This is a genomic window from Algoriphagus sp. oki45, from assembly GCF_036245605.1.
GTDB lineage: Bacteria > Bacteroidota > Bacteroidia > Cytophagales > Cyclobacteriaceae > Algoriphagus.
This window is the reverse complement of record NZ_BTPC01000003.1, coordinates 257,719-271,507: the sequence shown is the minus strand read 5'-3', so window position 1 is coordinate 271,507 and position 13,789 is coordinate 257,719. Positions and strand designations below refer to the sequence as shown.

Annotated in this window: 12 protein-coding genes; 4 read left to right on the top strand and 8 right to left on the bottom strand. The window is 43.1% G+C overall.

The genetic code is table 11. The features are described 5' to 3' along the window. Window positions 1-5 precede the first annotated feature (5 nt). Both AAA942_RS15235 and AAA942_RS15230 read right to left on the bottom strand, forming a co-directional pair. Window positions 6-323 carry a hypothetical protein gene (locus AAA942_RS15235; RefSeq protein ID WP_338221147.1) on the bottom strand — a complete coding sequence of 106 codons (318 nt, stop codon included), beginning with the start codon at window positions 321-323 and terminating at the stop codon, window positions 6-8. Between the two features lie 87 nt (window positions 324-410). Beyond that, a complete protein-coding gene (locus AAA942_RS15230; protein WP_338221146.1) occupies window positions 411-896 on the bottom strand; it encodes an RNA polymerase sigma factor in 486 nt (161 codons plus the stop codon). Between the two features lie 135 nt (window positions 897-1,031). Between AAA942_RS15230 and xerD the strand changes: the two genes are divergently transcribed. Further along, a complete protein-coding gene (gene xerD / locus AAA942_RS15225) occupies window positions 1,032-1,928 on the top strand; it encodes a site-specific tyrosine recombinase XerD (RefSeq protein WP_338221145.1) in 897 nt (298 codons plus the stop codon). A gap of 136 nt (window positions 1,929-2,064) precedes the next feature. Here the strand turns inward: xerD and AAA942_RS15220 are convergent, their stop codons facing one another. The 3 genes from AAA942_RS15220 to AAA942_RS15210 all read right to left on the bottom strand — a co-directional run bounded on the left by AAA942_RS15220 (window position 2,065) and on the right by AAA942_RS15210 (window position 5,235). Then, window positions 2,065-2,991, bottom strand: a complete 927-nt coding sequence (locus tag AAA942_RS15220) for a hypothetical protein (protein ID WP_338221144.1) — start codon at window positions 2,989-2,991, stop codon at window positions 2,065-2,067. Between the two features lie 4 nt (window positions 2,992-2,995). Beyond that, a complete protein-coding gene (locus AAA942_RS15215) occupies window positions 2,996-4,444 on the bottom strand; it encodes an MBOAT family O-acyltransferase (protein ID WP_338221143.1) in 1,449 nt (482 codons plus the stop codon). A gap of 128 nt (window positions 4,445-4,572) precedes the next feature. Next, window positions 4,573-5,235: a peptidoglycan DD-metalloendopeptidase family protein gene (locus AAA942_RS15210; protein WP_338221142.1), complete on the bottom strand. Its 663-nt coding sequence runs from the start codon at window positions 5,233-5,235 to the stop codon at window positions 4,573-4,575. Between the two features lie 179 nt (window positions 5,236-5,414). On the opposite strand from AAA942_RS15210, the gene carB reads away from it, so the two are divergent. Further along, complete coding sequence (gene carB, locus AAA942_RS15205; RefSeq protein ID WP_338221141.1) at window positions 5,415-8,234, top strand: carbamoyl-phosphate synthase large subunit; 2,820 nt, start codon at window positions 5,415-5,417, stop codon at window positions 8,232-8,234. A 25-nt stretch (window positions 8,235-8,259) separates the two neighbouring features. Next, window positions 8,260-8,517, top strand: a complete 258-nt coding sequence (locus AAA942_RS15200) for a DUF4834 family protein (protein WP_338221140.1) — start codon at window positions 8,260-8,262, stop codon at window positions 8,515-8,517. 86 nt (window positions 8,518-8,603) lie between these two features. On the opposite strand, the gene AAA942_RS15195 is transcribed toward AAA942_RS15200, so the two are convergent. Beyond that, the gene (locus AAA942_RS15195) at window positions 8,604-9,536 is read right to left on the bottom strand and encodes a DUF4625 domain-containing protein (RefSeq protein ID WP_338221139.1); all 933 of its coding nucleotides are present in this window, start codon (window positions 9,534-9,536) and stop codon (window positions 8,604-8,606) included. Window positions 9,537-9,549: 13 nt separating this feature from the next. Beyond that, the gene (locus AAA942_RS15190; protein WP_338221138.1) at window positions 9,550-11,883 is read right to left on the bottom strand and encodes a TonB-dependent receptor; all 2,334 of its coding nucleotides are present in this window, start codon (window positions 11,881-11,883) and stop codon (window positions 9,550-9,552) included. Between the two features lie 180 nt (window positions 11,884-12,063). On the opposite strand from AAA942_RS15190, the gene AAA942_RS15185 reads away from it, so the two are divergent. After that, the gene (locus AAA942_RS15185) at window positions 12,064-13,323 is read left to right on the top strand and encodes a hypothetical protein (RefSeq protein ID WP_338221137.1); all 1,260 of its coding nucleotides are present in this window, start codon (window positions 12,064-12,066) and stop codon (window positions 13,321-13,323) included. Between the two features lie 230 nt (window positions 13,324-13,553). Here the strand turns inward: AAA942_RS15185 and AAA942_RS15180 are convergent, their stop codons facing one another. Beyond that, a complete protein-coding gene (locus AAA942_RS15180; RefSeq protein ID WP_338221136.1) occupies window positions 13,554-13,760 on the bottom strand; it encodes a hypothetical protein in 207 nt (68 codons plus the stop codon). Window positions 13,761-13,789 lie beyond the last annotated feature (29 nt).

The window sequence follows — 13,789 nt, the reverse complement described above, 5'->3', positions numbered from 1 at the left end:
TTAGTTTAATATTCAGTCAACAGGGAAGTCGTGGGGGATTCCCATATATCCATTTCGTTGGTTTCCTGTATCTGAAACTGCAATTCCTGATTAGGGCCTTCTTCCAAGGTAATGATCAACACCTCCGGAGCAGGTTCTTCTGACTTTTCTCCAGTAAGGAAAAAAGCCCCAAAAAGCAAGGTGGCTGCAATACCTGCAGGAATCCACCAAATGAACCTGCTTTTCTTTTCCACCTCCGGAAAAGGAGGAATAAGCAAGTGCTCATCCTGCTTGCGGAGTTCTTGAAAGAAGGTTTTTAGTTCGGGATCTTTATTGATGTTCATATGTCTCACAGATGGCACTGATTTTCACAGATGATTTTTTTGTCGTTTTATTTTAGGATGGTCCTTAACTAAACCTTCGAAGTTTCTTTAAACCTCAAAGGTTTTTCGGATTTCAATCCATTCTTTCAGTTTCTTTTTGCCCCGGTCGTAGTGGGTGCGAACAGTTCCGATATGCAGCTGGAGGACCTTGGCGGCTTCCTCCAGAGTCATGTCGTGGTAAAAGACCATCAACAGCACTTCCTGCTGCATTTTAGGCAATCGGCGGATTAGGCTTTCATGGCTGTCCGATTCTTCCGGTTCGGTTTCCCAGGCCATATTTTCCTCGATCTCCACTTCCTGCCATTTGCCTTTACTTCGAAGTTCGTCCATGGCTGTGAAGCGAATGACCGAAAAGAGCCAGGTTTTGGGATGGGCTTCGGTTTTCATTCGGGCTTTTCCCTCCAGGATTTTCAAGTACACTTGTTGAATCACATCCTTGGCCAGCTCCCCATCAAATCCGCAGCACTGCCGGGCCCAAAGAAATGCCTCCCGGTGGTGCTTTCGCAGAAAAGTATCTAGCTGGTTTCGGTTCATGTACACTACTTAATCGAAAATTATCAGAGGTTATATGACAAGGTGTTGGAAAAAGTTGAAAAGTTGTAAGGTGGTAATGTTGTAAGGTTGACGCAACTTTACAACTTTTGAACTTTACCACTCTACAACTTTAAAATGTGGGCCCCGCTGATCCGCCAATTCCGTCATCACCTCAAGCTGGAGAAATCCCTGAGCGAAAATTCCATCGAAGCGTATACAGCAGATGTAGAGAAGCTGGCAGACTATATCGAACGGGAATTTCCCGGGAAAAGTCCGCTAGAACTGGAATTGGAGCATCTCCGCCGATTTGTCAATGCTCTGGCCGCCCTTGAAATCTCGGCCTACACCCAAGCCCGAATCATTTCTGGGATCAAAGCTTTCTACCGCTTTTTGATGTACGAGGATCGAATCAAAGAAGATCCTTCGCAGCTTTTGGAAGCCCCCAAACTCGGACGCAAACTCCCCGATACCCTTAGCTATCCTGAGATTGAGCAGCTTCTGGAAGCCATTCCTCTCGGCGAACCCGAGGGCCATCGCAACAGAGCCATGCTGGAAATGCTTTACAGCTCGGGGCTCCGGGTCAGCGAGCTAGTCGAGCTGAAGAAAAGCCAAGTATTTGCCGATGCGGGATTTCTTAGAGTAGTGGGAAAAGGAAATAAGGAGCGATTGGTACCGATCGGGAAAGATGCCTTGAAGTATCTGAGAATCTATCAGGATGAAATCCGAGTCCATCAGAATCCCGCCAAAGGCCACGAGGAATTTGTTTTTCTCAACCGTCGGGGACAAAAGCTCACCCGGGTGATGATTTTCCTGATTATCAAAAAGACTGCGGAGCAAGCAGGAATTAAGAAAAATATCAGCCCGCATACCTTTCGGCATTCTTTTGCCACGCACCTGATCGAGGGCGGGGCAGATTTGCGGGCTGTGCAGGAGATGCTTGGACACGAAAGCATCACGACTACCGAGATTTACACTCACTTGGATCGTGATTACCTCCGGCAAGTGCTGACGGAGTTTCATCCGAGGAAGTAGAGGCAGTTAAAAAAGGTAAAAAGGATGAATAATGCTGAATTGCAGTACTATTTTAGGCCAAATGTAAACAAGGTTTTAGTGGGCTGTAACACTTGATATCTGCTACTTAGAATTCTATTCTTTATTTTGAAAAAGATTAATGAGCCAGTTTGTTTTTTATATCTTCAATGAGCAGCTGGGTTCGGTATTCAACACCAATTTTGTTCAAATGATAGGGAGTATTAAACATTAGGCTATCTGCCATTTTATATCTCTCTGGCGTACCCAGTATATTTATATTTTTATTTTGAAATTCCTTGTGGACTCTTTCAATTCTATCTAAGCTGTTTTCAAAAGAAATATCTTGAAAGCTTGGAAATGAAACGAATAGTCTTGCTCCTTTTTTTTCTATTTGTTCTTTAAATTCAATTACAGCATTTATTATTGATTGGTTAAAATTTTTGTCATAAGTTTTTCCATATGGTACAAAATATTCTTTGGGCATATTCCAGTGAGCGAAAACATCGCCGTAATTATTGAATGAATTTACACTATATATATCGCTTTCATTTAAGAAAAAATATTCTGTAGGAATAAATTTAGAAATCGAATAACGAAATGTATTCAGAAAAAATGACATGTATTTTTCAGTATTTAATAGTTTGATGTCGCTTCTTTGAACATCCATTATAGTACGGAATAACTCAGTAGAGCATTCATCGCTTTTTTCATAAAATTGATCATACTCTGGAACCAGAACAATAATGTCTCCTTTTTCTATATATCGTTCTGTGCTTGACAGCATGTAACTAAGCCCTATTTTCGCATGAATGGCTGTATTTATGGGGTTTAATTCCAATGAATCTTTTACCATTTGACTATTTAAACCAAAGCTTAGATTAGAGCCACCAACAAAAATAATTCGTGGCGATGGTGTTTCTTGCAATGCCTTATCCTTATTTATTTTTGCAAATAAGAGTGATTTTGAAGCCCTTGGTGTAGTAGGGAGGAAACTGCCAGTCAATATGAAAAGAAACAATACCAAAATAAATAAACTCGTTTTTCTTATAAATTTCTTTATCATTTCTTTAGAATTGAAAATAAATAAACTCTTGTTGTTTTCCTGCAAAATAAAATATTAGAAATATTATAGCATAATAAGTTGCGTACCTTAAAGGACGCTTCAATTTTATTACAAGATGGGCAATTGCATGCTGTCCATCTCGTCCAAGCCACTCTATTAATAAGAATATTCCTACTAAGAAAACAGTGGCTAAAGCTCTGTTTAATCCGGTCAGTTTTGGAATGGTAAAAAGAGATAGTGAGAATATTTCTGAAATATAACTGTAAGCATGACCAATGCTCTCTGCTCTGAAGAAAATCCATGCAAAAACAGTCAATAAGAAAGTGATTAGAATTTGCAAAAATTCTTTGATGGATGGGAAAAGTTTTCCCGGTGCTACAATAGTTAAATTGTTTCTATTTTTGTTGGTCAATAAAAGAGGTAGAAAATAAATTGCGTTTAATGCCCCCCAAACAATAAAGGTCCAATTTGCTCCATGCCAAAATCCACTTATAATAAAGATTATAAATGTGTTTCTTACCTTCATTAAAGTTCCTCCTTGACTACCGCCTAATGGTATATAAAGATAATCTCTAAACCAAGTAGATAGAGAAATATGCCATCTACGCCAAAATTCTGCGATGTCTCGTGAGAAATAAGGGAAAGCGAAATTCCTCATTAAATTAAATCCAAATAATCTTGAGGTACCTATAGCAATATCAGAATATCCTGAAAAATCCCCGTAAATTTGAAATGTGAAAAATAGGGCTCCCAAAACTAAAGTGCTTCCATTCAGGTCAGAAGAGTTATTAAAAATCTGATTAGCAAATTCAGCGCAATTATCAGCGATTACCACTTTTTTGAATAGTCCCCAAAGTATTTGACGCATCCCGTCGACAGCTTTGGAGTAATCAAATGATCTTTTTTCGTAAAATTGAGGTAATAAATTTGTTGCTCTTTCAATTGGTCCAGCAACTAATTGTGGGAAAAAACTCACAAATGCGGCAAAAGCTATAAAATTTTTTGTTGGATCAAGTTTTCTTCTGTACACATCTATCGTATAGCTCATTGTTTGAAATGTGTAAAAACTTATTCCTACCGGTAGAATAATGTTTAAAGAATTAGGTTTTATATCAAATCCAAAAAATGAAAATGCTGTAATGAAATTATCAAGAAAGAAATTGTAATATTTAAAAAAGCCGAGAAACCCAAGATTAATTAAAATACTTGTCCATAGAAGTAGTTTTCTTTTGATTTGATTTTCTTCATTTTTAAGTCTTAGAGCTATGGAATAGTCTACCATCGTACTGAAAAAAATTAGGGATAGAAATCTCCAATCCCACCAGCCATAAAAAACATAACTGGCGACAACAATCAATAAATTTTGAAGATTCAAATTTTTATTTGCAACGAACCAATAGAGAGTGAAAACTATCGGTAAGAATATTGCAAAATCAATAGAGTTAAAAAGCATTCTGCTAGTTTTGTTTTTTAGTTTGTGTTCTTCGCATTTTCACTTTTTTAAGATTGATGCAAACCTTGGTCATTGCTCCAATTTCTCGGGTTTATTTTTACTGATTTTATTGTTGTTTCATTTAGTTATTACTGTAATCCTAAAATTCCCTTTGGATCTGGACAATTCTTTTTATAAAACTCCAAATCCTTCTCTGCTGCAACCCCCGGGTAATCTCCCCAATTTTCTCCTAAGTCCCACATCAACTGAAAGTGCAAGTGTGGAGGCCAGTCTCCGTTTTCCGGAAAAGGTCCTACATGGCAAAGGAGCTCACCCGCTTTGAACTTTCTTCCCACTTCCAATCCATCTAGGTCTCTGATTGCCAAATGTCCGTATAGGCTAAAAAGAGTTTTTCCATTCAATTCATGCTGAAGAATAATGGTTGCACCATAATTTCCAAAGCCCTGATTATCCTGAAAACTGTGAACTCTCCCCTCATAGGGTACAAATACCGGTGCCCCAGCCTTTGTCCAGATATCCACTCCTAGGTGGATATTCCGAAAAGCTTCTGCTTCGGTAAGGAAGTTTTCACTTCGTCGGTAAATGGATCTTTTTTCTAGATAGCCGCCTATCCCATATCTTTTCCCTGCCTTCTCAAGCTGTGCAAAAACAAATCGGTCAAAATCAGCTGTGTTGCTAAGATCTACTTGTCTGAGGGCCTCATTGCCTTCGGTAAAATCGAGGGGGAGTGTGTTCTCTGAGGTTAGTTTTTCTCCCAGTATTGGGAAAAATTCAAAGCTATTCCAGTTCATTCGGCGAAAATAAAGATTCCTTGGTAATTGTTTGGATAGGGAAAAAAAAAGACAATAAATCCATTTTTTATCAAGGGTATAAGGACTTTTATCCGATCTAATCCTTCCGGCTACGGATAATTTTTCTAATTTTGCCCCAATTTGGACTTAAGTAAAATTTTCCTCAACCCTCCTCTCTAATGCCTAAAGACAGTAGCATCAAGCACGTTCTCATCATCGGTTCAGGTCCCATCGTCATCGGTCAAGCTTGCGAATTTGACTATTCCGGCTCTCAGGCCTCTCGCTCCCTCAGGGAAGAAGGCATCAAAGTCACGCTGATCAATTCCAATCCGGCGACCATCATGACCGACCCCGTGACCGCCGACAACGTGTACTTGCTTCCACTGGAAAAGAAATCCATACGAAAAATTCTCGCTGAGCATCCTGATATTGATGCCGTTTTGCCGACCATGGGTGGACAAACCGCCCTCAATTTGGCCATTGACTGCGAAAAAGCAGGAATCTGGAAAAACTCAAATGTTCGAATGATCGGGGTAGATATCGATGCAATCGATACGGCCGAAAATAGGGAAAAATTTAAAGCCCTGATGGAAAAAATCGGAGTGGGTGTCTGCAAAGGGGCTACTGCTACCTCCATGCTTCAGGGGAAAGAAATTGCTCAGGAAATCGGCTTTCCGCTAATCATCAGAGCATCCTACACCTTGGGTGGTGCAGGAGGAGCTTTTGTGGAAAAAGCAGAAGATTTCGAAAAGCTCCTCGCAGCCGGTCTTCAGGCCTCTCCTGTGCATGAAGTACTGATCGAACAAAGCATCCTAGGCTGGAAAGAATACGAACTAGAAGTCATGCGGGACAATATCGGGAACATGATTGTGATCTGTTCCATCGAAAACTTTGATCCCATGGGTGTGCACACAGGAGATTCCATCACGGTAGCTCCTGCCATGACCCTTCCGGATACGGTCTATCAGCGCATGCGAAACTATGCTATCACAATGATGAATAGCATCGGCAATTTTGCCGGGGGATGTAACGTGCAGTTTGCTGTAAGTCCTGATAATTCGGAGATCATTGGCATCGAGATCAACCCTAGGGTGTCCCGATCTTCTGCTTTGGCCTCCAAAGCCACCGGATATCCGATCGCCAAAGTAGCTGCCAAGCTGGCTATCGGCTACAACTTGGACGAACTGTCCAACTCCATCACCGGAACTACTTCCGCTTACTTCGAGCCATCTATTGACTATGTGATTGTGAAGATTCCTCGCTGGAACTTTGACAAATTCAAAGGTTCTGACCGCCGATTGGGACTTTCCATGAAGGCGGTAGGGGAAGTGATGGGCATCGGCAGAAACTTTCAGGAAGCCCTTCAAAAGGCCTGTCAGTCTTTGGAAATCAAGCGAAATGGCTTGGGTGCCGATGGCAAAGAACTCAAAGACCAAGCACAAATCCTGTATTCTTTGGCCAATCCAAGTTGGAACCGATTGTTCCATGTGTATGACGCCTTCAAACTGGGCATTTCCTTCCGTACTATTCAGGACCTGACCAAAATTGACAAATGGTTCCTCAAGCAAATCGAGGAGCTCATGCATGTAGAAGCCGAAATCGAGAAATACACAATTGAAAACATCCCTTACGAAGTGATGGACAAAGCCAAGAAAAAAGGCTATGCGGACCGTCAGATCGCGCACCTGCTGGATTGCTTGGAAAGCGATGTATTCAACAAGCGCTACCACGAGATGGGAATCAAGCGGGTCTACAAGCTGGTGGATACCTGCGCGGCCGAATTTGAGGCGCAAACACCTTACTACTACTCCTCTTTTGGAGAAGAAAATGAATCCGAGCGGTCAGCCAAAAAGAAAGTGGTGGTCTTGGGTTCTGGTCCAAACCGAGTTGGACAGGGGATTGAGTTTGATTACTCTTGTGTGCATGGTGTATTGGCTGCCAAAGAGTGTGGCTACGAGACCATCATGATCAACTGTAACCCAGAGACGGTTTCTACCGATCCGGATGTAGCGGATAAGCTATACTTCGAGCCGGTATTTTGGGAGCATATTTATGAGATTATCCTGCACGAAAAACCTGAGGGCGTGATCGTACAGCTGGGAGGTCAGACCGCTTTGAAACTGGCAGAAAAGCTTTCCAAATACGGCATCAAGATCATCGGTACGAGCTTTGAGGCCTTGGATTTGGCAGAAGACAGAGGGTTGTTCTCCACCCTTTTGAAAGAAAACAACGTGCCTTATCCGGAGTTTGGCACCATTCACAATACTGACGAAGCCCTTGAGCTTTGCAAGACTATTGGGTTCCCACTACTTGTTCGTCCAAGCTACGTCCTAGGAGGGCAGGGGATGAAGATCGTGATCAACGAAAAGGAACTCGAAGAGCATGTGGTCAATGTCCTTCGTGATATTCCTAACAATGAGATTCTTCTCGATCACTTCCTCGAAGGAGCTATTGAGGCCGAAGCGGATGCGATCTGTGACGGAGAAAATGTCTACATCATCGGGATTATGCAGCATATCGAGCCTGCAGGTATCCACTCCGGAGACTCCTATGCCGTGCTCCCTCCCTACAATTTGGGCGACCTGGTGATCCGTCAGATTGAGACCTACACCGAGAAAATCGCCTTGGACCTGAAGACTGTCGGGCTGATCAATATCCAGTTTGCAATCAAGAATGATAAGGTTTACGTCATCGAAGCGAACCCAAGAGCCTCCCGGACTGTTCCCTTTATCTGTAAGGCCTATCAGGAACCTTATGTCAACTATGCCGTAAAGGTGATGTTGGGAGAGAAAAAAGTCACTGACTTTACCTTTAAGCCAGTGAAAAAAGGCTATGCGATCAAGGAGCCTGTTTTCTCCTTCCACAAATTCCCGAATGTCAATAAGGAACTGGGACCTGAAATGAAATCCACCGGAGAGGCGATTTACTTTATCGACGACTTGATGGATGATTATTTCCTCAAAATCTACTCAGAGCGAAACATCTATTTGAGTAGATAATCCAGTTCGATAAAATCAAAAAGATTTGGTAAAATTTCTGATCATAATTTTAGGTGTGGGATGGTTGCTTGGGCAGCTGATTCGCTATTTTCTCCGATCCAAACTAGCCCAGTTTGCCCGTCAGGTAAATGAAGCAGCCATGGAGCAGCAGAGAGCACAGCAGCGAGCCTCCCGACCAAAAGATTCTGTAAACGTGGATTACATCCCCAAAGAGGAGTTGGAAAAGCGAAAAAAAGATATTGAAGGCGGAGAGTACGTGGATTATGAGGAAGTGAATGAGTGATTTTTACTCTTTCATCAAAATTCTCCGAAGTCAAAAAAGGGGGTCCAATATTTTTGGACTCCCTTTTTTTATTGGGTAGTGCTCAATTAACCTGCCCTTACCGGAATAGCCTTTCTGGTCACATTGCCTGCCATATCTTCCACCCAGATAATCAGAATGAGCTGGCTTTGTCCTGTGGGCACCGTGAGGGCCTGAGCTTCGGTCAGGTTTCTGAGCGATAGACTTTCTGAGGAGGGTAGGGCTGCCCCTCTGAGATTTCTCCAGCTTGATTCACCCATCATCTGCTCTCCAAACACTTGTACCTGGGCATTTCCTCCTTCTTGTTCGTCAAACCTGTCCTGATTGGTCAGCCGCAACCAAACGAATTTCAAAGGAGTGCTCAAAGGGTGTGCAGTAGTCTGAATAAATCCTTCCAATTCCAAAGGATCTCCTGCCTTGGCAGAAACCGAAGTAGCACCTCCAGTGAGCTCGATCATTGGCGCATAAGGGCGCTGGATATAAAAAGTGGTGTGGTAGTTTGACCCATCTCCAAAGCTGGTTTGGTTGCCATTGATATCCGCAGCAGATATCGTGATGTGATAGGGGCCGGCAAGTACATTTCCCTGAACTTCCGCTTCTGGACCTTCCCAAATCACCGCATAAGGATCGATTCGGACTGAGGTGCTCCCTGCTTCGATTCTCAGTCTGGTATCTGAGGCGGAGGCACTGAATATTTTTCTCACATTCAGTCGCTCAAAGTTGCTCAGCAAGCGTCCATGGGAATGACCGTCAAATCCCCCATGGATATCCAAAAGGACTTCTTGAACTCCCTGAGGGTCAGTTACCTGAAAAGCAACATCAACCCCTTGCTCGTTAGGAGAGAATACTTGGCCAGCACTTGGACTGATAGCTGTCGTGCCTGCTACAGGTCCGATTTCTGGAGCCTGCAGGTCTTGAGGTTCACCCGAATCAGTACAGGAGCTGAGTAAAGTCAATCCGAAGAAGGCAAGCAGGAATAATTTATTTGGTGTGCGTATCATATAGTTTGTTGGTTTAATTCAAGGGGTAAGTGAGTGAAATGGAGACGTTTCTTCCCGGTTCGGGAATATTGATCAGGCGGTATCTGCTTAGGTGATTTAAGTAGCGTACATTTCCCAGATTTCTTATACTGATCGTTAATGCGAGGTTTTTTTGCGCTATTGTGACCATTCCGTTCATTCTCCAGTCCACCAAAAAATAACCAGTGGTAGCCTGCTCGTTTCGAGCTACCCGGTTTTGGGCAAAGGTTTTCCGAAAATCCATCCCCAAACTCCAATCCCTGAAAACTGAGGAAGAATTTTGGATAGGGTAATCCAAACTGGCAAGAATCGACGCGGGTGGGGTCAGTGGAAGCGGAAGCTGGTTTTCTGTATTTTGATTCCAGACATATTCCCCGCTCAAGGTAGTTCGAAGATTCCATGGGCTGAGGTAGCTGAATTGGATTTCACCTCCTGCAAACAAGGCATTGTCTTGGCGGTATTCCCATAGCATACTGGAGCCTGGAAGGGGGGAGAATCGGCCGCTTGGAGCCAGGTAGATAAAATCCCGGTAAACGGAAACAAAAGACGAAATGGCCAAGGAAAAAGTGCCCCATTCCTGGCTCATGCCCAAATCTGCCTGCCAACTCCGTTCAGTGGTTAGCGTTGAGTTTCCTTTTTCATGACGAAAGTTACCATGGTGGATTCCATTAGAAGCCAGTTCTATGGGTGTTGGAAATCTTATTCCAGACCCCAAGTTGAATTTGACAAGACGGGAATCGTCAACCTGCCAAATCCAACCCGTAGAAATACTCGGAGCCAAAGGGCTTCGACTGATATCGGGATTTCTCTGGTCAAACTCCCCCGTCGGCTCTAGCCGCTCATAAATGGGCTGCAAGTGTTCGTCGATTTTCAGGTGTTGAGAATCTACACGAGCACCAATATTCAAGCTGATTTTTTTTGAAAGAGCCCATTCCAAAACCCCATATATGCCGGATTGGAAGCTTCTGTAGGCTGGAAGCAGAAATTCAAAGCCGGAGTAGGTATTGTTCATGAACTGATTCATGATTCCGGCTTGTAAGCTTCCCTTGGATAGTGGATATTTTGCGGCAAAATTTGCCGTATAAGTATCCAGTGAAAGTCCCAGTGCCAAATTTCCGGAAGGAGTTGGCCCAACACCATGAACATGGGGAAGAGACTCTTCCCTTCTTCGATTGGCTTGGTATCCCAAGTCCAGAGTGTAGTTAACTTTTTTTCTTTCCCAGTGTGTGTTGGAAATCAATTTCCAATGGGTATTGATTTGTCTGGGGAATTGGATATCTCTGGAATCTCCATCGTCTTCTAGGCTATAGGTTGTAGGAATTCCCACAGCACCGGTGAAAATCCCAGCTTCCTGCCCAAATCGGCTAAGTGTAAGTCGGGTTTCTCCATTGTAAAGTAGTTTTCCCCCGGCCAAAGTGAAGTTAAGCTGTCTTCCTGCTGTATTTTTAAGTCGTTGGTCAACAATCGGTAAGACGTACCCTGCATAGGTATACCGATCTGCCGGAACTTCATAGTCTCCATGACTCATTACTGAAAGAGTTCCTAGTCCAAAATATTTCCCTTTTCTCGCCTGAAGACTTAATGAGGAGCCAATCAGCCTGCTGTTGCTTTGGGCATCGAGAGCAACAGAACCTGAAATGCGCTCCTTCAAAGGTGCTGGGATAGGATTGATCTTTACGACACCTCCAAGGGCATCCGGTCCGAAAATCAAAGAAACAGGTCCCTTGAATATTTCCACATCTCCGCTGGTGTGTGGGTCGATTTCCAGTCCATGGTCAGCACCCCATTGCTGCCCTTCTTGTTTGATTCCAGAATCTTCGATGAGAATTCTGTTGAAGCTCAATCCTCGAATCATGGGCTTCGAGATCCCTACCCCCATATTCATAGCCTGGACTCCCGGGAGATTTTCCAATGCCCCGGCAAAAGTGATGGATTGCTGACTAAGCAATTCTTCTTTATCCACTTTTAGGGTGGATAATGAGCTTGATAGGGTTCCCAAAGCTTCTTTTTTGCCCAAGACTGCTACCTCTTCCAGATTCTTTGAGGAGGGCACGAGTAGGATGACCCCATTCAGTTGCTTGATTTGGGATATAGTGACGCTTCTTTTTTCAAAACCAACATGAGTGATTTCTATTTTCTCTATTGAATTCTTTAGGGAAATTGTTGCCCGACCTTCCCCATCTGCTATCAGCACCCAAACGGGACTTTCCTGAGCAGCATAGCCTAATATATGAGCGGATAGGGGCTGATTGGCTTGGTCCATTATCCGAAGGGAAATCTCTGATTGGGCCCAGACTTCTGTAGCTCCCAAAACCCAAAAAAGTACCAAGCACAGGCTGATTGATTTTTGATAACTCACTTTTGCAACACTGTTTCAAAAAGCAAAGGTAGGAGCGTGAATTAATTTTTTAAAGAAAATTGCAATAAAGTTGCAAAATAATTGCAACACTATTGCAAATGCTAAAAATGGGGCTTTTCTTTGGTCCGGAAATAATTAAACCGACTTTCTATGAAAAAAAGAGCACTATCTATTTTGTCACTTGCCTTTGTGGCTTTTTCTTGCCAAGAAGACGAGACTCCCATTGTTGAGCAGCCTACTTTTGAAAATCAGGAGAGCGAATGGATCCGCATTGCATCTTGGGATGCCTCCGGGAGATTCAGCATGATGAACCCGCTCAATGGAAATTTGTCCACACCCAATGTCAACCCATTTGCTGAAGGAAGTAGAAATTACCTCAGCACTACCGGGCAATATATTACCTCAGTGGAGCGGACAGCTGGAATTGTTCGGTTTTTTGACACGGGCATAGTCAATCATGAGGATCATGGGCATGAGTATGATATCCGCTGGCTTAATGCTACCGCCGAAGTCCCACTTCCAACCCATTTCTCAGCGAGCAGTGGCAATATCGTCATCTTCAATGACGGCGATGGTTCAATTACCTGGGCTAGGGAAGCATCGATGGAAACGCCCTCTTTCCAGCCGGTAGTACTGGGAGACTTGGGCAATGAAGTTCACCATGGGGCTGCTACTTGGTTGAAAGGAAATAAGTTTGCAGTTACTTTCAAAAACCCCGATATCCCGGGGGCTTTACCCCAAACCATTAAACTTATTGATTCCAACAAGGCTGTTCTGGCGGAAAATGCTGATGTCAGCGTGTCCGGTATCCACGGAGATGCGAGCAATGGCGAATTTGCGATCTTCGGCGGCACTACTGCAGTTCTTGTGGCGCGAGCTAACAATGAGCTGTTCAAAATTGACAATATAGCACCTTTGGAATCTACCTCAGGCAACTGGATGGGTACAATCAAAGCACATGACAACAACCCCATTTTCTATGGTTGGTCCCGAAACAAGGGAATTTTTGCTATTGATCCTGCCGCCAAATCCATGCGAAATGTATACGATGGTGACGATGTGGTGGGCTATTTCTTCAGTGCGGATGGGTCCAAACTGATCATTCAGAATAAATCCAATGAAGTGATGGTTTTGAATGCCACCAACGGCGACATGGTAGTTGAATCTGCCATTCCTGTGGCTTCTGTGGAAGATTTCAGTGCCAGAAAGGTAAGGGACGAATTTGAAACCTATCGCTTGATGAATGAAAATCCGCCGGTTTTGACCAGTTCTGAAAAATACCTTTATGTCCTCAGCCCTTCGCGGACTCAGATAGACGTGCTGGATCTCAATGATCTGAAATCTGTAAAAACCATGACGCTCTCCACACCTGCTACAACGATCATGAGGGTAGGATTTCAAACAAAATAATAAGGAAAATAAATATTTGGTTAAACGTTCAAAAACCGCTCCTGATCTTCGGGGGCGTTTTTTTTATCCTTTGAGGCTTTCAAAAACTCAAAGGCTTCTCATTTATGAAGCATTTCATCAATAAAATTCAAAAATCAATTTTGTTTCAAAACCTCCAAGTTTTCTAAAACCTAACATATTTTCTAAGCGATGAAAACCCATCTTCCAAGATGAACTACCAGTTGAGATCCTTATTTTCTCTCTTCAGATTTTTCCAAAACTTTTTTCTCCTTCATTTTTCTCAAAAAGTAATCTGGAGTACGAGTTACGATTTTGCCATCGATTTGGGCGACGATCTTTTGACCAAGTCGCTTTTTCATTTTTAAAAAGTCTTCCCCGGAATTCAGGATGGCTGATTTCAGTTTTTCTTTTAAGATTTCCTTCTCTTCTGTGCTCATTCTGTAAGGGACTTAATGACCTCAAATGT